Annotated in this window: 21 protein-coding genes; 11 read left to right on the top strand and 10 right to left on the bottom strand. The window is 68.9% G+C overall.

The window, feature by feature from the left end; genetic code table 11:
* Positions 1-137: 137 nt before the first annotated feature.
* Positions 138-2,123 (bottom strand): APC family permease, encoded by a 1,986-nt coding sequence (locus tag BBK82_RS07150; RefSeq protein ID WP_065914301.1) that lies wholly within the window; start codon positions 2,121-2,123, stop codon positions 138-140.
* A 267-nt stretch (positions 2,124-2,390) separates the two neighbouring features.
* On the opposite strand from BBK82_RS07150, the gene BBK82_RS55725 reads away from it, so the two are divergent.
* Positions 2,391-2,525, top strand: a complete 135-nt coding sequence (locus BBK82_RS55725; RefSeq protein WP_257785438.1) for a hypothetical protein — start codon at positions 2,391-2,393, stop codon at positions 2,523-2,525.
* Between the two features lie 203 nt (positions 2,526-2,728).
* Entirely contained in the window at positions 2,729-2,848 is a 120-nt protein-coding gene (locus BBK82_RS56185; protein WP_335618053.1) for a CorA family divalent cation transporter, read from the top strand.
* Between the two features lie 663 nt (positions 2,849-3,511).
* Here BBK82_RS56185 and BBK82_RS07160 read toward each other — a convergent pair.
* Both BBK82_RS07160 and BBK82_RS07165 read right to left on the bottom strand, forming a co-directional pair.
* Positions 3,512-3,883, bottom strand: a complete 372-nt coding sequence (locus BBK82_RS07160; protein WP_154697125.1) for an STAS domain-containing protein — start codon at positions 3,881-3,883, stop codon at positions 3,512-3,514.
* A 203-nt stretch (positions 3,884-4,086) separates the two neighbouring features.
* Positions 4,087-4,371: a hypothetical protein gene (locus tag BBK82_RS07165; RefSeq protein ID WP_154697126.1), complete on the bottom strand. Its 285-nt coding sequence runs from the start codon at positions 4,369-4,371 to the stop codon at positions 4,087-4,089.
* Between the two features lie 106 nt (positions 4,372-4,477).
* Here BBK82_RS07165 and BBK82_RS07170 point away from each other — a divergent pair, with 106 nt between their 5' ends.
* Positions 4,478-5,107: a superoxide dismutase gene (locus BBK82_RS07170; protein ID WP_065914305.1), complete on the top strand. Its 630-nt coding sequence runs from the start codon at positions 4,478-4,480 to the stop codon at positions 5,105-5,107.
* 150 nt (positions 5,108-5,257) lie between these two features.
* Positions 5,258-5,818 (top strand): hypothetical protein, encoded by a 561-nt coding sequence (locus BBK82_RS49860; protein WP_154697127.1) that lies wholly within the window; start codon positions 5,258-5,260, stop codon positions 5,816-5,818.
* Positions 5,819-5,949: 131 nt separating this feature from the next.
* On the opposite strand, the gene BBK82_RS07180 is transcribed toward BBK82_RS49860, so the two are convergent.
* Positions 5,950-6,495 carry a sigma-70 family RNA polymerase sigma factor gene (locus BBK82_RS07180; RefSeq protein ID WP_065914307.1) on the bottom strand — a complete coding sequence of 182 codons (546 nt, stop codon included), beginning with the start codon at positions 6,493-6,495 and terminating at the stop codon, positions 5,950-5,952.
* An 80-nt stretch (positions 6,496-6,575) separates the two neighbouring features.
* On the opposite strand from BBK82_RS07180, the gene BBK82_RS07185 reads away from it, so the two are divergent.
* Together BBK82_RS07185 and BBK82_RS07190 are read left to right on the top strand one after the other, a co-directional pair.
* On the top strand, positions 6,576-7,718 hold the full coding sequence (locus BBK82_RS07185; protein WP_218920592.1) for an MFS transporter: 1,143 nt from the start codon (positions 6,576-6,578) through the stop codon (positions 7,716-7,718).
* The gene (locus tag BBK82_RS07190; protein WP_065914308.1) at positions 7,715-8,488 is read left to right on the top strand and encodes a hypothetical protein; all 774 of its coding nucleotides are present in this window, start codon (positions 7,715-7,717) and stop codon (positions 8,486-8,488) included. The genes BBK82_RS07185 and BBK82_RS07190 overlap by 4 nt, the downstream gene beginning before the upstream one ends.
* Here the strand turns inward: BBK82_RS07190 and BBK82_RS07195 are convergent.
* Positions 8,457-9,563 (bottom strand): acyl-CoA dehydrogenase family protein, encoded by a 1,107-nt coding sequence (locus tag BBK82_RS07195; RefSeq protein ID WP_065914309.1) that lies wholly within the window; start codon positions 9,561-9,563, stop codon positions 8,457-8,459. The genes BBK82_RS07190 and BBK82_RS07195 overlap by 32 nt on opposite strands.
* A 139-nt stretch (positions 9,564-9,702) precedes the next feature.
* Here BBK82_RS07195 and BBK82_RS07200 point away from each other — a divergent pair, with 139 nt between their 5' ends.
* Together BBK82_RS07200 and BBK82_RS07205 are read left to right on the top strand one after the other, a co-directional pair.
* Positions 9,703-11,199, top strand: coding sequence for a CoA transferase (locus BBK82_RS07200; protein ID WP_154697128.1), 1,497 nt, complete (start codon positions 9,703-9,705; stop codon positions 11,197-11,199).
* Entirely contained in the window at positions 11,196-12,827 is a 1,632-nt protein-coding gene (locus BBK82_RS07205) for an AMP-binding protein (protein WP_237048062.1), read from the top strand. Before BBK82_RS07200 ends, BBK82_RS07205 begins: the two co-directional genes overlap by 4 nt.
* Here the strand turns inward: BBK82_RS07205 and BBK82_RS07210 are convergent.
* The 4 genes from BBK82_RS07210 to BBK82_RS07225 are packed head-to-tail and all read right to left on the bottom strand — an operon-like array spanning position 12,817 to position 15,631.
* On the bottom strand, positions 12,817-13,593 hold the full coding sequence (locus BBK82_RS07210; protein WP_065914311.1) for a metal ABC transporter substrate-binding protein: 777 nt from the start codon (positions 13,591-13,593) through the stop codon (positions 12,817-12,819). The two genes, BBK82_RS07205 and BBK82_RS07210, sit on opposite strands and share 11 nt — an antisense overlap.
* Positions 13,594-13,596: 3 nt before the next feature.
* Positions 13,597-14,400: a metal ABC transporter permease gene (locus tag BBK82_RS07215; protein WP_065914312.1), complete on the bottom strand. Its 804-nt coding sequence runs from the start codon at positions 14,398-14,400 to the stop codon at positions 13,597-13,599.
* On the bottom strand, positions 14,397-15,050 hold the full coding sequence (locus tag BBK82_RS07220; protein WP_237048063.1) for an ABC transporter ATP-binding protein: 654 nt from the start codon (positions 15,048-15,050) through the stop codon (positions 14,397-14,399). The genes BBK82_RS07215 and BBK82_RS07220 overlap by 4 nt, the downstream gene beginning before the upstream one ends.
* Before the next feature lie 26 nt (positions 15,051-15,076).
* On the bottom strand, positions 15,077-15,631 hold the full coding sequence (locus BBK82_RS07225; protein WP_237048064.1) for a sigma-70 family RNA polymerase sigma factor: 555 nt from the start codon (positions 15,629-15,631) through the stop codon (positions 15,077-15,079).
* Positions 15,632-15,695: 64 nt separating this feature from the next.
* Between BBK82_RS07225 and BBK82_RS49865 the strand changes: the two genes are divergently transcribed.
* From BBK82_RS49865 to BBK82_RS07235, 3 genes are all read left to right on the top strand, one after another.
* Positions 15,696-15,908, top strand: a complete 213-nt coding sequence (locus BBK82_RS49865; RefSeq protein WP_154697129.1) for a hypothetical protein — start codon at positions 15,696-15,698, stop codon at positions 15,906-15,908.
* Between the two features lie 132 nt (positions 15,909-16,040).
* Complete coding sequence (locus BBK82_RS07230; protein ID WP_154697130.1) at positions 16,041-16,796, top strand: zf-HC2 domain-containing protein; 756 nt, start codon at positions 16,041-16,043, stop codon at positions 16,794-16,796.
* Positions 16,797-16,823: 27 nt separating this feature from the next.
* On the top strand, positions 16,824-17,390 hold the full coding sequence (locus BBK82_RS07235) for a copper resistance CopC family protein (protein WP_065914314.1): 567 nt from the start codon (positions 16,824-16,826) through the stop codon (positions 17,388-17,390).
* Positions 17,391-17,956: 566 nt separating this feature from the next.
* Here the strand turns inward: BBK82_RS07235 and BBK82_RS07245 are convergent.
* Positions 17,957-19,939 (bottom strand): ATP-binding protein, encoded by a 1,983-nt coding sequence (locus BBK82_RS07245; protein WP_065914316.1) that lies wholly within the window; start codon positions 19,937-19,939, stop codon positions 17,957-17,959.
* Between the last annotated feature and the right edge of the window lie 405 nt (positions 19,940-20,344).

Genomic DNA, 20,344 nt, shown 5'->3' on the forward strand with positions numbered 1-20,344 from the left:
GGCGTCGGCCAGCCTGCGCAGCTCGTCGAAGTCGCCACGCTCTCCGGCGAGCTCGACCAGCTGGTCCACCGCGTCCTGGTCACCCTCGTCAGCCCGGCGCCGCAGCTCCGTCAAGTCGTCCATGTCCGTCATTGTGCTCACCCTCCGACGTGGATGCCGGGCCGCCGCTCGGGATCGGGTTCACTCGTCCGGATGATCTCCCGCACCACCGGAGCCGTGTCGCCTCGGCCCAGAAGCAGGTAGCGGAACAGGTGCCCCAGTGGGTTGCCCTCACTCCAGGCGAAGTGGCAGTGCGGTCGCACACCTGTGGCATCGCGCAGGGCGAGCAGGATGGCGGCGATGGCGTTGGGTGCGGCGGGGCTGTCGGCCCGCAGGATCCGATGTCCGTCGACCTCCACTCCCCGCACGTGCAGCACCTCGCTGAAGTCGGACGGGTCCACCACGTCGATCTCCAGGAACATCACGTCCGCCGTGCCGGGCACGGGATTCATCCCGCGCTGCTCGGCCTCCTTCTCCGCGTACTCCGCGGCGTCGCCTGCCTGGCGACGGTTCGCGATCAAGGTGACAGCGCCGTCGTGGGCGAGCGTGTCGGTGACGAACCGGCGGGCGGCCTCGTCCAGCTCGATGTGCTCGACCCGCAGCTCGGTGGTACGGGTGACCCGGGAGACCAGCGAGATCGCGATGATGCCCAGGATGAAGAAGAGCGAGATGGTGAGGCCGTCCGGCTTCTCGATCACGTTCTCGACCAGCGCGTAGAGCAGGATGAGCGTGAGCACGGTGAACGCGACCGCGGCCACCCGCTGGCGGCGCCGCATCGCGGAGATCGCCACCGCGATCGACGCGGACACCATCATGGCCAGGATGCCCGTGGCGTAGGCGCCCGCCTGGGCGTTGACATCGGCGTTGAAAACGATCGTGACCAGGATGCAGATCGCGGTGTAGACGATCACCACCGGCCGCACCGCGCGCGACCACTCCGGTGCCATGCCGTAGGAGGGCAAGTAGCGCGGCACGATGTTGATCAGACCCGCCATCGCAGACGCGCCCGCGAACCACAGGATCAGGATGCTGCTGACGTCATAGGCGGTGCCGATGCCCTCACCGAGCAATTCGTGGGCCAGATACGCGAGCGCGCGGCCGTTGGCCTGACCACCCGGCTGGAACTCCTGCGCGGGGATCAGCACGGTGGTGACGAAGCTGGTGGCGATCAGGTACACCGACATGATCAGGGCGGCGGCCGTGAGCAGCTTGCGGGTGTTGCGCACGCGGTCCTGCAGCCGCTCCTCGGCGGTCTTTCCCTTCGAGGCCACCAAAGGCATCATGCTCACGCCGGTCTCGAAGCCTGACAACCCCAGCACCAGCAACGGAAACGCCAGGATCGCCGGCCCGACCACACCGGTCAGCCCGCCTCCACCTGAGGTCAACGCCTCCATCCACCGGTCGAACACGACCGGTTCGGACAGCACCTGTGCCACGCCCGCGACCACGACCACGGCGTTCAACAGCAGGAACACCGCCACCAGCGGAATCGCCACACCGACCGCCTCGCTGAACCCGAGCAGGAAAACCCCGCCCAGCACCAGCAACAACACAACGGTCACCGTGACCTCATGGCCGTGCAGGAAGTCCGGAGCCAGCGGATTCTCCAGCAGGTGCACAGTCGCGTCCGCAGAGGACAGCGTGATCGTAATGATCCACGACGTGGCCACGAACCCCAGCAACACCAGCACGAAGAGCTTGCCGCGCCAGAACGGCAACAGGTTCTCCAGCATCGCCACCGAGCCCTGCCCGTGCGGACTCTCCTTCGCCACGCGCCGGTACATCGGCAGCATCCCCAGCAGCGTCAAAGCGACGATCAGCAACGTTGCCAACGGCGAGACCGCTCCCGCCGCAAGCGCCGCGATGGCGGGCAGGTAGGACAGCGTGGAGAAGTAGTCCACGCCGGTCAGGCACATCACCTTCCACCACGACTGCGGCTCGGCGTGCGCCTCACCGCTTCCCGGACCTACCACGGGCTGCACCCGATGCCGCAACAGCCACCGCCCCAGCCCCGTCGCGGGCGCAGCCGGTCGCACCGGGCTGTCCACGCGTTCAGGTATCGCGTACTGCGACGTGTCGGTCATTCCGGTTCCCCCGCGCTGATGGTCAGTCATTTGGAAGGGAGTCAACTTCCCGCGAAGTCCGACCGAGGTAAAGACAGGAGCGCTCAGGCATAAAAATCGCGTAAAAATTGTCAGCGCATTCAGGTACACCTTCCCCAGCCGTCACACGCCGGGTGACCTGGCCGCGTGATCGACCTGCAGGTGGCCCTCGCGACCGTGGCGGACTGCACGCGGCCTGCCAACCGAGCTCGAATCCGAGACGGAACGCCTGCCGGTAGGCCCGTCACGGTGCTGCACGCGATCGCCGACCGGGTCATGGACGAGTACCTGGCCGCCACCGACGCGTGCGAAGGAGACATCGACATGATGAAGTCCCTCGTGTTCGCGCCCCGCGACAGATCGGCGCGGAGCAGACGTACCTGATGCGCCGAGATCTTCGAACTGCGCCGGGTGGTGACCCCGCTGTCGACACCCGTGCACCGCTTTGTCGAGGGCACGAACCCGTCAGTGCCCGATCAGGTGCCGTCCAGCCTTCGAGACGTCGAGGACCACCTGACCACGGTTTCAGAGCGGACCGCCCGGTTCGACCAACTGCCGGCGACGTTGCTGAGAGCCACGTCCGCCAGGTGACGCCTCAGCTCAACGGCGATACGCGCAAGATCTCCACGTGGGTGGCGATCATCGCGCTGCCGACCATGGGAGTCGGTCTGTACGGCATGAACTTCGACCACATGCCCGAACTCTGATGGACCTGCGGTCGTCCGCTGATGCTCGCGGTGCTGTTCGTGGTACGCGTCGCTGCATGACGTCGACTAGGACGAGCTAGACGACATTCTCCTGATCGTCAACGGGCTGGCGAGGGATCCCTCGACCTCTATCGCCGCAACTGCTTCGGTCGGCTGTGCCTTGTCGATGTCGATGTCGCCAGCACGGACTTGTCCGTCCTCCGCTCGTCGCGGCTGCACCGTGATCGAGGCCGAGGCACGGTCGGCGTCAACCGGCTGGGGCGTTACCCAGGTCCAGAAGGCGGACCTTCTGGTTGGAATCTCCCCGCGAGGCGCGCTGGTCAGGGCTGATTGATCAATAGGCTGCCATGAGGCGCTGCAAGCCCTACGCGCCGAGTGGGGTGTGCTCGCAATAAATGGACGGACGGCCTCTCAAGAACCAGACAAGCGCATAGCGAAGGGAGTACGGCAGCGGGCGCGGTGCGGGGGCGACCTCGGATGATGTCTCACACCACGCCACTGGCACAACCGCCCGTAGCTTCTTCACGCAACCGTCGCGCTGACGTTGTCCCCGGACCCCGCAGGCTGGATGGCCCGAACCTTCCCCTACGCGATCTGGCCGAGCACGACAGAATCTGGGTTACCGCAGGACTCCGCTGCTACACGCTGTCGATGTGACAACGCCTACGGCGAGCTGTGGTCAACCAGCTCGGGAAACCCTGAGTGCAACTCCACGATATGATCAAGCCCGGTTATTTCCAGCGGGCGCAGCACAACACGATGGTCAGCCACCACGATGAACGTGGTGCCGACGCTCCGCGCGAGCAGATGATTCTCCAAGAGCAATCTCACGCCAGCCGAGCCAAGGAAACGAACCTTGCGCAAGTCGACGACCACGAGCGGCATGCGCGGTTCGAGCTGGGCGCCGATCACGCGACTGATCTCGGCGTCGTTGCTGGTGTCGATCTCTCCGCCGATCACGACGACAGGCACACAGTCACGCACTTGAGCCTCGACGGTGCAGGGTGCTACATCGTGCCGGAACGGAGCATCCATCGCGTGCTCTTCCCTGTTGCGCACTGCGCGTCCCGGCTGCCTGCTTCAACCCGGACCCGCAACCCGCCGCACAGCGGGTGTCCACCACGGTAAGCACCTACCCGGTTATTCACAACCAACACGTCGTGAACTGCGACGACCCTCCCCGCTTTGCCACTTGACGTGCCTTCGGGTCGCCTGACGGACCTCGAAGGCCGCTGACCTCAACAGCTGGTGTTCGGCGGGATCGACCGCGCCGACACGTGGGCGGAGAACGCTCCTTCCGGCACCTCGTCCGCATCCAGCCATCCGAAGCCCACACTGCCGACCGCGTCGCGGTTCCACGCAACCGTCCCGTATACGCCGGGCACGGCAGGGCAGGCCGCGAACCGGTCCTCTTGCTCATGCCACGGCGGGTCGACGAAGCATCGCCGATCGAAGCTCTCCAGTGGCGTGACCAGCGAGGCGAGCTGTAAAGCGTCGACGGCCGCGAGGTCGTATTCGTGCATCCGCACCCGCCTTGGCGTCCGCCTCACAACACAAGAAACAGTTGCAAGAGATTGGCTATTACGAGAAGCTGGCGACAAGCCACCACGAAGTGATCCCGGAGAGCTGATGAGCCAGTACGTGCTGCCGGACCTGCCTTATGACTACGCGGCACTCGAGCCCGCGATTACCGGGGAGATCCTGGAGCTGCACCACAGCAAGCACCATGCGGCCTATGTCAAGGGCGCCAACGACATGCTCGAGCGGCTCGCCGAGACCCGCGAGAACGACGACTTCTCGGGCATCGTCGGCCTGGAGAAGACTTTCGCGTTCAACCTGTCCGGGCACGTCCTGCACACGATGTTCTGGGACAATCTGAGCCCCGACGGTGGCGACCGGCCCGACGGCGAGCTGGCCTCGGCAATCGACGAGCACTTCGGGTCGTTCGACGCGTTCGCCAAGCAGCTGTCGGCCGCGACCTCGCTGGTGCAGGGCTCAGGCTGGGGCGTGCTGGCATGGGAGCCGCTGTCGCAGCGGCTGATCGTGGAGCAGGTCTATGACCACCACGGCAACGTCGGCATGAACACCACTCCGGTGCTCGTTTTCGACGCCTGGGAGCACGCCTACTACCTGCAGTACCGCAACGTGCGGCCGGACTACGTGCAGAAGCTGTGGTCGCTGGTCAACTGGACCGACGTGACTCGCCGCTTCGACGCCGCCCGCGTCGGCGGCTCCGGACTGGTCGCGCCCTCGAAGTAGATTCCCGCAGGCTGGCAGTGGGTGCTCCGACAACCACCACGCTGCCGAGGTGCCCTCGCCTCCGCCCAGGAGGCGAGGGCACGTGCGTCACGCGCCGCATCTCGGCCGGGTCGCCTGCAGCTGCAGGTAGCTCGTCGCCGCGTTCCATGCGTGCCGATCGCGACCCCGGCGAGCACGAGGCTGCTGCCGTCGTGCACGCTGCGCCATCAGGAAGACCGTGGCCAGGCTGAGCAGGGGCCCGGCGAAGGCCGCTCCGGTCACGCCGAGGCCGACCATGAGCGCGCTTCCCATCGTGAGCGCGATGACCACGCCAAGCGACGCTCCGGCCGACACCCTGAAGAGGTACTGGTCACCGAGTACGTGTTGACCGCACCGCCCAGTCACCGCGCCGCACCTGTGGCTGCGCCCCAGGATTCTACTTTGGACTCGACTGGCAAGGGCATGCTTCTGCCAGCGGGTCCGGAAGCGATGCCGGACGTCAGCACGCTGGCGGATGTCCCTATCACGACGCGGGTCATCGATGACAAGGAGTTTCTCGACATCTACCGCGTCGATCCCGCCGGTGCGGTGCTGGTCCGTCCCGGCGAGCATGCGGACTGGCGTAGATTCGGCACCGCTGCCTGCGCTGCCGTGATGACGGGAGGATCGAGAGCCTCGCGCCGCGCTGGGTCGTCACGATCATGCTGGCGGCAATCGCGTTGCCGCATCTGAATTCGATACGCCGAGCAGAACCGCTGGTGGTCCACGCCGTCATGGCAGCGATGCCGCTGCAGACATGCTGAATGGCGTCACCGAACCGCGGAGCGCCGACCATTTCCAGCAAGCCTTGCCGCATTGCACAGTCAGGACACGCGACGGCCGGTTCGGTCGTCGTGGATCGCTGTCACCAGGTCCTCGCGTGCTCGGGCCACCCGCGAGCGGATCGTTCCGATCGGGCAACCACAGACTTCGGCGGCCTCAGCGTAGGACAACCCCAGCAGCTGGGTCAGCACGAACGCCGAGCGCCGCTCGGGGTCGAGCGCGCCGACCAGCTCGTTGAGCACGACCTCGGCGAAGCCCGGATCGACCTGGTCGACGGTGTCCGAGCCGTTGTGCGGGCGAGGTCGGGCGCGCAGAGACCGGATGTGGTCCGCGACCACCCGGCGCGCCACCGACAGCAGCCACGCACGGGCCGGTGACCTGTGTTCGAAGCGGGCCAGTGCCGGCAACGCCCGCAGGTAGGTCTCCTGCGCGAGGTCGTCCGCGAGCCGCACGTCGCCGGCCAGATAGGCGACGAATCGCCGCACGTCGGCCTGCGTGGCGCGGACGAACGCCTCCGTGGCGGCACGGTCGCCGGCGCCCGCGCGGAGCGCTTGGCTGGTGATCTCGGCGTCGTCGCAGCGCAGCATTCTCACATTCGAGAAGTACGAGCCGCGCGGTGTCCTGGTTCACCTGGAACTTCCCTGCCCCGACATCCGACCATTCGAGGGTGAGGACTGTCGTGACCGCGGTGTCCACGGCCGCGATGGCCGTGTCGATGCTGCAACTGTTCGTGCTGGGCGCGCTGGGTCCGGTGCTGGTCGCCGAGCTCGGGGTGGCCGAGTGGCAGCTCGGCGCTCTGGTCGCGGCGGGATTCGGGGTGGCGACGCTGCTGTCGCTGCCCGCCGGGTCCCTGGTGGACCGGGTCGGGCCGCAGCGCAGCCTCGTCGGGCTGTTCCTGGTGAGCGCGGTGGCGTTGACGGTGCTGGCGGTCGCCGGATCGCCGTGGTGGATCGCGGCGGGTGTGGCGCTGGGGGGTATCCCACAGGCGCTGGCGAACCCGGCCACGAACAAGGTGATCCTGGCCGTCGTGGCACCGGAGCACCGCGGGTCGGTGACCGGGTGGAAGCAGTCCGGCGTGCAGTTGGGCGCGTTCGTGGCTGGTGTGCCGCTCGCGGGGGCGGCTGCGGTGGCGGACTGGCGCTGGGGTGTCGGGGTGCTCGCGGTGCTGTGCCTGGTGGGTGCTGCGGCGACCGCACGGCTCACGCTGCCGGTGCCGCCTGCGAAGAGCGGGCCGGCGGGCAGGGCCGGTGACCGGGTGCGTGCGCTGGCGGCGTTCTCGTTGGCGCTCGGGTTCGGGTTGGCGTCGGTGAACACGTTCTTCGCCCTGTACGGCGTGCAGCGGCTGGCGTTGTCCGCGCCGGTCGCGGCCTGGCTGATCGCGGTGATGGGACTGGTCGGCATCGCGGGCCGGGTGTGGTGGAGCGGCGCGGCCGGCAAGGCGGACGATCCCGCTGCCGTGTTGCCGTTGCTGGGACTGGGTGCCGTCGCCTCGGTGGCGGTGGTGGCGCTGGCGGACCAGGCGCACTGGCTCGTGTGGTTCGGCGCGGCGGGTATCGGCGTGTTCGCGGTGGCGGGCAACGCCGTGTCGATGGTGGCGGTGATGCGGGCGGTGCCGCAGAAGCTCGCCGGGCGGGCGGCGGCGGTAGCGTCGGCCGGGTTCTTCGGCGGGTTCGCCGCCGGGCCACCGTTGACCGGTCTCGTGGTGCACCAGGCCGGCTACCCCTGGCTGTGGGTCACCGTCGGCGTGGCGTTCGCGGTGGCGGCCGGCATCGCGTTCCTGCTCACCCGGCGTACCGCGGTGACGGTGTGAACGACTGGGCGCACGACCTGGTGCGCCGGATGTGCGACCAGGTCGACGAGACCGAAGCCGCTGCCGGGGAAAGGTGCCCGCTCTACCTCCACAATGGACACTGGAGGACCTCCGCCCGCGGGTCGTGGACGGGCGGGTTCTGGGCGGGGCTGCTCACCCTGCGCGCGCTCGCCACCGGAACCGGGGACGTCGCACCGGCACGGGACCGGCTGGACGTGTGGGCGGACGCGGACACGGTGCTGCGCGGCATGATCTTCTGGTACGGCAGCGGCGCGGAACGGCTGGGCCTCATCGCACCACGCTCCAGCACGGCGAAGGTCGCGGACAGCCTCGCGAGCGGCTTCGATCCGGAATTGGGCGCGATCCCGTGGGGCACCGCGCTCGCCGCCGACGGCCCACCCGTCCGCGCGGACGGGGCCGCCGGGGCTGTGCCACTACTCGACGCTCACGGCCATCGCGACATCGCCCGCCATCACCGGGACGCGCACTCGCGTCTCGATCCGGACTGGCCGCGAGGCAAGGCGTGGCTGCTGCTCACCGACCCTCGCACCGACCGGAACGTGTCTACAGAGGACAGTTCGGCGCTGGCGATCGCCGCCGTCGCACTGCTGAAGGCAGGCCGGCGAGAAGAGGGCGAACGACTGCTGCGCACTCTGCCGGAAGGTGCCGAGTACGACGGCATGACCGGGCTGAAGGTCGTGTGGGGCGATTTCTTCACGTTCCTCGGCGCCGCCATCGTCACCGGTCTGGTGCTGCCTGACGCCTGGTGAGCAACCGACGCGCGGTCGTGGTGACGTGCAGCTCGTCCGCGCCGTCGAGGATGCGGGCGGCCCGTGCCACGCGCAGCAGCCGGGGCAGACCCGTTGCCGCGGTGAGACCTTCCGCGCCGTAGACCTGGATCGCGGCGTCGACCGCCGTGTTCAGCGCGCGTGCGGCGGCGACCTTCGCGAGGCTCACCTCGACCGGGGCACGCTCTCCGGCAGCGACCAACCCAGCTGCCTCGCGGGCGAGCAGTCGCGCCGACCGCACTTCCAGCTCGGACTCGAAGACCAGGCGCTGCACCAGTTGCTGATCGGCCAGTACGCCGTCGCCGAGCGCCCGGGACACCGCCCGGTCCGCGAGCAGGTCGAGGCATCGCTGCGCCTGGCCGATCCAGCGCAATGCCCGCAGCGTGCGCCCGAGCGCGAGGCGTTCGCCGGCGAGCCGCATGCCCTGTCCCGGCTCACCGATCAGGTGCGCCGGCGGTACCCGGACGGCGTCGAACGAGATCTCGTGCTGCCCGCCGGTACCGAGCACGTCGAGCTCCCGTTCGATCCGGAACCCGCCTGCGGGCACGGCGACGATCGAGAAAGCATCGCTGGTGCGTACGACCACCAGAACGAGGTCCGCCCGAGCGGCGCCGCTGGTGAACCACTTGCGGCCGGTGACGGTCCACCAGCCGTCCGCGCCGCGTTCGGCGGCGGTGCGCAGCCCGGAGGGGTCCGAGCCCGCGACGCCGGGCTCGGTCATCGCGTAGCTCACGTGCACGCGTCCGGCCACCAGGTCGGTCAGCACGGCGTCCCGCAGCTCTGGGTGGGCGTGCGCGGTGAGCATCCGCACGGTGAGCAGGCTGGACGAGCCCACCACGTCCGGGCCGTGATCGCTGCGACCCTCGTCCTCGGCCACCGCGAAGTAGTCGGCCAGCGGCTGGCCGCCGCCGCCCAGCTCGGCAGGTAGCGGCCGTGCCCACAGCCCGGCGTCCTGAGCGAGCTTGCGCAGCTCGAGGCCACCTCCCGCGTCCAGTTCGGGTTCGGCGGGGATGACGACGTCGTCCACGAACCGGCGCAACTGACTGTCACCTGTCATGGACACATCACACCATCGTGGGAACCCGGATAGCTCTGCGTACGACCTTTGAGTCATGACGGAAGCCACAGCAGTGCAAGCCTCGGCTCTGGAGGGCGCGACCGCGTCTGTCTCGGGCACGAGCGCGGCAGCACGCCTGATGCGCGCACATCTCCGCGCTCTGGGAGCGGAGGTCCACAACGGTTCCACCGAGAATGCCGCCGAGGCGATCATCACACTGCGCAACGGTGATCGGCATGAGGTGACCGTCGACTGGGCTGGACCGGTGACCGTCCCCGGCCTGCACGACGAGGCGACCGTCCAAGCGGCGTGCGGCGTCATGCACGTGCACGGCAGGCGCTCCGGCTCACCACGCGGCATAGGGGTCGACTACTGCGGCACGGCGGCCGGCGTGCTCGCCATGACCGGGTTGCTGGCCGCGATCCTGCGTGGCGAACCACGCGTACGGACCAGCGTGGCCGAAGCAGCGTTGCTGACGATCTCGCAGTACCTCGCCGCGGCCGGGGCGGACGAGGCCGAGGCCGTCGATCTGCGGCCCGGCGGCCCGCCGTTCGTCAGCGCGGACGGCGTGCGATTCGAGGTCGAGGCGCTGGTGCCCGAGGTGTGGGCGGCGTTCTGGACAGAGCTCGGCACCGACACCGCGGTGATCCGCAGTGGCTGGCGGCCCTACCAGTTCCGCTACGCGACAGCGACCGCCCCGATTCCCGAGGCGTTGCACAGCGCGACCCGTGCCGCCACGTTCGCGCAAATCACTGACGCCGCAACGGTCAGCGGCGCAAGTGTCTGCACGTTGCACAGCCCGATCCAGCCGATCGGCATGCCGTGGAGCATTCGTCCCACCGAAGGTCACGCGATGCGGGACGGCTCGGACCTGGTGGTGTTCGAGGCGGGCCGGCGGATCCAGGCGCCGCTGGCCGCACATCTGCTGGGTCTCTTGGGCGCCAAGGTGATCCGCGTCGAGCCGCCGGGCGGCGATCCCCTGCGCGGCATGCCACCGATGTGCCGCGACATCTCGGCCCGCTGGCTCGCGCTCAACCGCGGCAAGGGCGCCGTCGAGATCGACCTGAAGGACCCGGCCGATCGGCGACGGCTGCGCGACGAGCTGGCGAACGCGGACGTGTTCCTGCACAACTGGGCGCCGGGCAACGCCGAGAAGTGGCAGCTCGCGGCATCTGACCTGCCGGACGGCATCGTCTACGCCTACACGTCCGGCTGGGGCGGCGGCGATCTGCCGGACGTCCCGCTGGGCACCGACTTCATGGTCCAGGCGCGTACCGGTCTGGCCGAGCTCGTGCGCCCGTCCGATGAGGAACCCGCGCCGTCGCTGATGACGCTCGTGGACGTGCTCGGCGGACTGATCGGCGCCGAGGCAGTGCTCGCCGGCGTGCTCACCCGGCGGATCACCGGCCATGGCGTCGCCGTCGAGAGCAGCCTGCTCGGCGCCGCCAGCGCGCTGCTCGCGGCTGCGAGCGAACGACCGGCTCCCGGCTTCCGGGTCCCCGTCGGCGGTCGTGTCGATGGTGTCGACGTGGTCACTGATCTCGCGGCGCTGCTGGGTGATCCCCGCTTCGCCGCCGTTCTGGGCCGCGATGACCGCGGCTGTCCCGCACTCGGCTCCCCGTGGAGGTTCTTGTGACACTGGCCGCGACCCCCGTCGTGAAGCATCTGGCCGACCTGGTGCCCTACGAGGTCCGGCGCGGCTGGGCCGCCGACGGTCTCTACCGCGATCGCGACCTGTACTCGCTATTCCGCGAGCACGTGCTCGCCGGTCCCGGCCGCATCGCGATCGTCGACGCGGACGGGGGGATCAGCTACGCCGAGCTCGACCTGATGGCCCGCTCGCTCGCCGTGGGTCTCGCGGGCATCGGTGTGGAGCAGGGCGACGTCGTCGGCATCCAGCTGCCCAACGGCAGGCTGGCGTGCGCGTTCGACCTCGCGATCGCCGCGCTGGGCGCGATCTCGCTGCCCTATCCGGTCGGCCGTGGCGACCGCGAGGCGGCGAGCCTGCTCAGCCGCTCCGGCGCGGTCGCCGTGGTGACCACGACGTTCTACAGCGACTACCCCTGCGCCCAGCGCACCCGTGCGCTCGCGGGTGAACTGCCCGAGCTGCGCACCGTCATCGCGGCGGGTGACGGTGTGGTGCCCGCAGGATGCGTGCCGGTGGCGGCGTTGCTGGCCAACGATCCTGCCCGGTTCGAGCCCGCCTCCCCCGACCCCGACGGCCCCGCGCGGATCCTGGTCACCTCCGGTTCCGAGGCGGCGCCGAAAATGGTGCTGTACTCCCACAACGCATTGGTCGGCGGCCGTGGCCGGTTCATCGGCGAGCTGATCGGCGACACCCCGGAACTGCGGAACTACGTGATGGTGCCGCTCGCCTCGTCCTACGGCAGCAACGGCACGTCGGTCACGCTCGCCGTGCACGGCGGCACTTTGGTGCTACTGCCCAAGTTCGACGTCACAGCGGCGCTGGCGATGATCGAACGCGCCCGGCCGACGCACGTGCTGGCGGTGCCCACCATGCTGCGGATGATGGTCGACTGCCCCGAGTTGGACCGGTACGACACCACCAGCCTGCGGGTGGTGGCACTGGGCGGCGCCGCCCTCGACGCCACGACCGCCGCGCGCGTCCGTGAAACGCTCGGCTGCACGGTGGTCAACGTCTATGGCTCGGCGGACGGCGTCAACTGCCACACCGCGCTGAACGACCCGCCCAGCCACGCGGACACCGCCGGCCGCCCCAACCCGTCCGTGGCCCGGCTGCGGATCGTGGACGACTCGTTGCGGGATGTCCCGGCCGGTGATGTCGGCGAGATCGTCTCGCTCGGCCCGATGTCCCCGATGTGCTACGTCGGCGCACCCGAGCTCAACGAGCGCTACCGCACGCCGGACGGCTGGGTGCGCACCGGCGACCTCGGCCGCATCGACACCGACGGCTACCTGCACGTCGTCGGACGGCGCAAAGACGTGATCATCCGCGGTGGCATGAACATCAGCCCCGCCGAGGTCGAGGCACTGCTCGCCACCCACCCCGCGGTGCGGGATGTGGTGTGCGTGCCGGTGCCGGACGACGTGCTGGGCGAACGGCTGTGCGCCTGCGTCGTGGCCGATCCCGCGCCGACGCTCGAAGAGCTGACCGCCCATCTGGCGGCGCAGGGCCTGGAACCGCGCAAGTTCCCCGAGCGCCTGATCGTGGTGGACGCGCTCCCGCTCGGCGCGGCGGGCAAGGTCGACCGCCGCGCCGTGCAGGAACTCGTCACGCCTTGAGTGCCTTGGAGATCTCCTCGGCGTTGGACTTGAACACGCCGAGGAGATCCAGGTCCGCACCGGGGTAGTTCACGATCTTGACCTGCTTCGCGGACGAGCCGGGCAGCACGGTGCCGGTGGACATGTGCACGTTGTCGAACACCAGGTCCGGCTGCTTGCCCACCAATTCCGCGAGCTGAGCCGGGGTGACCGGCTGCGGGCCGAACGTGCCGACGACCTCGGCACCCGTGATCGCGGCCATGTAGGCGACGAACGCCTGACTCACCACCTTCGGCGTCTTGCCGCCGGGGAACGATCCGCTCACCTGCGTCTTGACCTCGGCCAGCGTGGTGTCGAATTTCCTCAGCCACTGCTCGGCGGCGGAGGTCGTGCCGAGCAGGCCCGCCAGGCGGAGCACCTCGGCACGCACCACGTCCGGCGCGTTCTCCAGCTTCACGGCTTCGACCTTCGCCGACCCGCCCGCGGCTTCCTTCAGTTTGGCCGCGAACCCCTCGAACTCCGCGTACAGCACGAGATCCGCCGTGGCGACGGCGGCGAGGTCGGACGGCTTGGGGTCATAGTCGGCCGCGTGCGCCACGGTCGCCGGAACGACCACCTTCACGTCGGTCGCGCCCGCGGCCTTGGCCAGCGCGGCCTCCCACGCGGTCGCCGCGACGACCTTCTTGCCCGCCGGGACGTCCGAGGTCGCGTTGGGCGCCGCGGTCTGCGCGCCGCCACAGGCGGTCAGCGTGAGCACCGCGCCGAGTACGACGAGCTTGATCTTCACTGGTCAGGTTCTCCTCATCGGTAGCAGCTGGGCGAGCAGGGCGATCACGCCCGCCAGCAGAACGAGCACCGGACCAGGAGGCTGGTCCAGCGCGAGTGCGAGCAACAGCCCGACAACGGCCACGACGAGCCCGATACCGATCGACGCGACGACCATGCCGGTCAGCCCCCGCCCGATGCGCCGCGCGGCCAGCGCAGGCAACAAGGTCAGCGCGTCCACCAGCAACGCCCCGGTCAGCTTGATCGCTCCGGCGATCGACACCGCGATCACCACGAGCAATGCCGCGGTCAGCGGCCCGGTGCGTACGCCCGAGCAGGCGGCGAGCTCCCGGTCGTGCAGCAGCAACGACAGATCCGTGCGACGCCACCAGAAGAGCGCGGGAATCGCCACCGCCAGCACACCGAGCACGACGAGGTCGACCGGCCGGGTGGACAGGATGGAGCCCCACAGCAGCTCGAACGCGCCGTTGGCGTTCACGCCGGAGATCGACAGCACCAGCAGCGCCACCGCGATTGCGAGGCTCATCAGCAGGCCCATCGCCCCGGACAGACCGGCCGAGGTCGTGGCGAACGGCGCGAGCCCGCCACCCGCCACCGCGCACAGCACCAGTGCCCACAGCAACGGATCCGTGCCGGTGAGCAGACCGATGGCACTGCCGAGCAACGCCACGTGCATGATCGCGAACCGGACCGGGTAGATGTCGAGCCCGACGATCAGCACCCCGATCGGGGGCAGCGCGACCGCACCCAGCAGCAGGCCGAGACCCGCGCGCTGCACCGGCACCAGCGCGAGCAGCTCGGCGATCACGCGACGTCCCGCAGACGTCCGGCGGCCATCTCGACAACCCGGTCACACGCATCAGCCACAGCACGGTCGTGCGTGGCCACCAAAAGCGTCACCGGCAGCCCGGTGAGCACCGCCGCCGCTTCCTCCTGTCCGGCGAAGTCCAGCGCGGCCGTGGGTTCGTCGGCCAGCAGCATCCCGGCACCGGCGGCAACGGCACCGACCGCACGTGCGAGCCACGCCCGCTGCGCCTGCCCACCAGACAAGGTGTGCACGCCGCGCGACTCGAGCCCCGCCAGCCCGAGCCGCGCGGCGGCCTCCCGCGCCGCACCGCCATCACCGCTGCTGTCCAGCAACTCACCCAGCAGCAGGGGAAACCGGCCGGTCGACCGCAGCTGCGGAATCCACGCCACCTCGGTACGCCGTCCGCGCCACTGCGCTGACGTCACCGCCCGCACGCCACCCACCTCGATCACCCCGCCCGAGACCGGCTGAAACCCCAGCACCGCACGCAGAAGCGTCGATTTGCCGGAGCCATTGGTACCGATCAGGGCGACCCGCAGACCCGCGGGCACGGCGAGGTCGGCGGAGTGGACGGCGGGGTGCCTGCCATAGCGGCAATACACTCCCTTGAGCAGCAGAGACAACGCGGTCACGTGCCACAGGTCGTTCACCCGGCCGGGGTAGTTCCCGGCGAATCTCAGCCGGCTTCGCTGGCGTCGCGCCCAGCGGCCCTGACCAGGTCCTCACGTGCCCGCGCGACGCGTGAGCGGATCGTCCCGATCGGACACCCGACGACCTCCGCCGCCTCGGCATAGCCCAGCCCGAGCACCTGGGTCAGCACCAGGGCCTCACGCCGGTCCGCGGCCAGTCCGTCGAGCAGCACGTTGAGCTCGACAAGCCCGGTGAAACCGGACGAGGCGCCCTGCCCGCGGTCCGCCGCCTGCACCCAGTCGACGTCCGGTGAGACACGGGGCCGGGAGCGGGCCATCCGCACCTGGTCGATCACGACGCGCCGGGCGATCGACAGCAGCCACGTCGTCGCCGATGACCTGGCCTCGAAGTGCCGCAGGCTCGACAATGCGCGCAGGAACGTCTCCTGAGCGAGATCATCCGCCACACCGACGTCCGCGAGGTGGGCGACGAACCGCCACACATCGCGCTGGGTCGCCCGCACGAACCGCTCCAGGGCGTCCCGGTCACCACCGCGGGCCAGCAACGCCCAGCGGGTCACCTCGTCATCGGCGGAATTCACGAGGCCGAATCGTAACGGCCGCAACGTCGGGAACTAACCAGCCATTCGGACCGACTAGTGAAGCGTGTCCTGCCAAATCGTCCGTGAATCGCTCTCGGCCCGCCTCGGCGGTGAGCACGAACCCGTGCCCGCCGCCGAGGCGGACGCGCACCTCGGCAGGTGCACCGGCTGCCTGGGTGGCTCCCACTTCTCCGGCGGCGACCACCCGAGGACACCACCCGGCAGGCGACCAGGCGGGCGGGCCCGGCTGAACCCGCTCGGCAGCCACGCCGCCTGAGACGTCACACCGGCACGGTCTCTACCCACTGCGCCGGTGTCCACCGCCGCGACACCCGCGCCGGGCCATGCGCCCGGCGCGGGTCCACTAGACCACAACCACTCGCAGATCGCCGGGAACCAAGTAGGCCAGATGACCGACAATGTGTACGTGGAGTGCAGCACCTACCGCGAAGCCCTGTCCGCACGACTCGACGGGGAAGACGAAGGCGTGCCCACCGGCCAGGTGGACACGCACCTGGAGACATGCGTGTCCTGCCAGGAATGGCACGAGACCGCCACAGCACTCACCCGCACCCTCCGCGTACGACCCGCCACGCCGGTACCGGACCTGACCGCGGCCATCCTCGACGCGGCGCCCCCGATCACCCCGCCCACTCCACAGGGCTGGCTGCCCCGGACATTGCTGGGCGGTGTCGCGATCGCCCAGCTGACCCTCGGTCTCGCCCAGGTGCTGGGCACCGGCACGTCCGCGCACGGCGCGCACACCACCGGTGTCGACAGCAGCCACCTGTTCAACGAGAGCACCGCCTGGAACCTCGCACTCGGCCTCGGCCTGCTCTGGACCGCACTAGGCCCCACCGCGACCGCGGGCATGCTGCCCGTCACCGCCGCGTTCGTCGCCGTGCTGATCCCCTACTCCACCAACGACCTGATCAACGGCACAGCCACCGCAGGCCGCGTCCTGTCCCACTCGCTGCTGCTCGCCGGACTCGCCCTGCTGGCACTAGTGCACTTCCGCGACCGAGACCCCGGCGGCCGCACACCAGTGCGGGACAGCGACTCCACCGACACCACCGGCTCATCCGACTCCCCGCAGCAAGCCGACCAGCCCAGCACCCACCGCCGTGTCCGACTACGGCCAGTGAGCCGACGCCGTGCAGCCTGACACCCCACCTGACGTGAGGACTCCCCGATGACCTTCCGGCGCATGACCGCGGCTCTGCTGCTGGCGTTCGTAGCGCTCGGATCGACGGCCGGGCCCGCTTCGGCGCACACTGAGCTCAAGAGCAGCAACCCCGCCAAGGGAGCAGCGCTTCCCGCACCACCGCAGCAGGTCGAGCTCACGTTCACCGAAGCGGTCACGCTCCCGGCCGACGCCATCACCGTGACCGGCCCGGACGGCACAAAGTGGACAGTCGGCCCGGCCACCGTTACCGGTGCCCTCGTCACCGCGCCGGTCACCGCGAGCGGCCCGGCTGGCGCCTACGCCATCGCCTGGAAGGTCATCTCCGGGGACGGCGACCCGGTGAGCGGCATGATCGACTTCACGCTTAGCGCACCCGCCAACACAACGACCACCACCACAGTGCCGACCACTACAACCACCACCGCCACGTCCAGTGCCGCACCTGCGGCTCAGACCGAGAACGACAACGGTGGCGTTCCGACCTGGGTGTGGATCCTCGTCGGCGTGCTGGTACTCGTCGTGGGCATCGGCGCGCCCATCGCCTTGCGACGCAAGGGCGGGACCTCGCCGTAACGATCGTTCAACAGCGCCGTTGCCCATCAAGTGTGCAACGACGTCCCGCAATCCCGGAAGATCAGAGCCGAGGCAGGCACGTTGCACCACGCCCGCCTGCAACGGAGATCACGTCAGCAGTCGACGACCTCGGAGTCAGCTTCCCACGCTGAGTAGCCAGCCTTCACCTCGGGCGGCCAACCACGCGCCATGGCACGGTCCCGTCCGTCAGGAGCGCTCGGTTGCAGATCAGCGGCGTGCCCAGTTCGCTGCAGGCGCTCGCATCAGGATGAGAACTCGCGCCGGGCAGAGCATGAGTCGCCTCCAGGAGTGGTTCCTCATGACCAGACAAGGGAAACAGCACAGAACACCGGCCGGGTGTCGAAAGTTGTTCTCCACAGCGAGCGATGCGATCCGCCGGACCCGCACAAGCTCGCCAAGGTGCTCGTTAAGATCCGCGACCGCGACCACATGCTGGAGGTGTATGTCGCCGGTGAGGACGGCGGGCATCCCAACACAGTTCAGCAGACGGCGGTCAGAATGGTCCACCTGGGCCAAGAGTCAGCGCCCCTGTTGATCTAGCATGTTCACCTTCGCGGTGCAGGATTCATGGGCTCTTCCGGCGGAAGCAGTTCGCCGTGGCGCTGTCGCACCCGCTCAGTCGCCGCTTCCTGGGTGATGTCGTACTTCAGCTGATCGCGATAGAACTCCAGCCGGCGCGTCGCATTGTCGAGGAGCTGGCCCCAATGCGTGACCCAGATGTCGTAGTTCTTCGCCTTGACCACGTGGCCCTGCGCCCGGTCAACCTGGTTCACGTCCTCCTCGATGTCGTCACCGATGTCTGCTCCGACCAGCCAGAACGTCCACCTGCTCGCGCCCACCGCAGGGTGCTTGCTCAATGTGCGGGCGTAGGTCTTCACCTGCGTCAGCTCTTTGTCACCGATGACGAGCGAGGGACGTTTCAGCTCGACCACGAGCCGGTGCTGATCGCCAGGCGAGCCTGCGGTCCGCTGCAGCACGAGATCTAGTCTTCCGGCGCGGCCGTCACTGCGCCGCACGGCGGGCACCGGCGTCAGATCTGCCTCCAGCACGGCTTCCGCATGCACGACGTCACGCAGTACGGAGGTGAGGCCCGCTTCGCTGCGGCTCAGACGCCAGTCCTCACCGAACAGCCAGACGTTGTCCTTCACAAGGGGATGCAACTGGTCGACCTCGCGCATCCGCCTGCGGCTGTCGTTGCCGTAGATGGCCCCGCGGAGTGCGATGATCAGCTCAACCCGCCTCGCGACCTCGGCACCCGCGCCGACGATGTTGCCGAGCGTGGAGTGCTTCAGCATGTCAGCGAGCTGCTCGCGCTCGTCTCCTGTCAGCCCGAGAGCGCTGGTCAGGATAAGATCGAGGTCTTCCGAGCGTTCTTCCAGCGCGAGCTTGAGCAGCCTCGCGCTCATCTCCCGCTGTGCGCGTGACCCCGAGTTCAGCGCACTGCGCGCGGTGACAGCGACGAGGTCGAACATGTCGCGTTCGGTCCGCCGGATCGGGTCGGCGATGTCCGTGGTGTCATATGGATAGGTGCCTTCGGAGATGAGCTTCGTGACGATCGTGGCGGTGATCTCGCCCAGCCTGTCGCGGACGTGCGTCTCGTAGATCTTGGTAGCCGCGGAGATGACGTCGGGGAACTGCATGTGCGCAAGTGCCAAGCTCATGTCGGATCCCGTGAACCGCCGCCACTTCAGATAGCCGGTGGTTTTCGCCGCGGTGTTGGGCACGGGCTTGTCGAGCTCGACGAGTGCCATACCCTCCTCGTTACACAGGACGATCGTCGGGGCGGCCCGCATTTCGTCGGTCCAGTCCACAATGGTCAGAACTGGTGGCTCGTGCTCTGCGACCTCTGCCGAGTCGAGGTCGGTGAGGGGGATGTCGACCGGCTCCCCGTCGATCAACTCGGCCGGGTCGAGCTGAATGCCATTGACCAGCACGGTGATGTCGTCGTTCGCAAGAAGGTGCCCCGCGAGTCGGGCGGCGAGCTGATGCGCGAAGTCGGTCCGGACGAGTGCAGCGGTGGCGCGCCCTTCCCCTGCCTGCACGGTGACGCGGGTGCCCGTGGGCTCCTCGGTCTGGACTGGCTCCGAGATCGAGAACCCTTCCATCCGCTGTTCCTCGCCGACCACCTCGACGAGCACGTTCCCGTCCGGCGTCGCCGACACACTCGTCCACCGCACGAAGCCGCCGATGCCATAAACGAAGAAACGCCCCTTGCCCTTCTTGCCGTGCAGCGCCCGCTTCTTGTTCACGGTGCGGCCGCCCAAGCCCTTCTTCCAGGAGTCCCCGAGCGACAAGAACGCCGACCGCGCCCGCTCGTGGCTCATGCCGTGACCGTTATCGGTCACCGCTACCTGGCTGACGTAGCGCACCTCATCGGTGCCCATGCCGTCGTACTCGATGTCGATCGAGACCTCGTCCGCCTCGGCATCGAGCGAGTTCCACACCAACTCGGCGACGGCGTCCAGCGGACTCACCTTCAGGTAGTCGCCCAGCGCGTCGCGACCGGCACGGATCTGTTCCCACCCCATCAGGCCATTGTGTCCGATTTCTGAGCGAGAAGCGCATCGACCTGCCGCTAACCGCGACCAGGGCCTGGGGACGTTCGCTGAGCAGGTCGATGACCTGACCGTCAGGCGCTGCCGACGAACGGCGTCCCCATCGTCGTCGATGTTGATGACATAGTTGATGTCATAGCGGGCATCAGTGGCCCACGAGCGCTTGACGGACTCGTGCCAACCTAGCCCAGGCGGTCAACAGCATCGGACCCGCCGCATCGAACGCCGCCTTGCCGTGGCGCCAAACAAGACCAGCTCGGCAATGTTCAGAGCCGCCAACGAGACCGCGTTGACGAATAGCGTGAACCTGCGCAACGGCAGGGAAGGCGCGGGCGGTCAGTCGCAAGCAGGTCCAGAACCGGATCGTGGAGCAGTACC

Origin of the sequence: Lentzea guizhouensis, from assembly GCF_001701025.1 — a bacterium.
In the GTDB taxonomy this organism is placed as follows: domain Bacteria; phylum Actinomycetota; class Actinomycetes; order Mycobacteriales; family Pseudonocardiaceae; genus Lentzea; species Lentzea guizhouensis.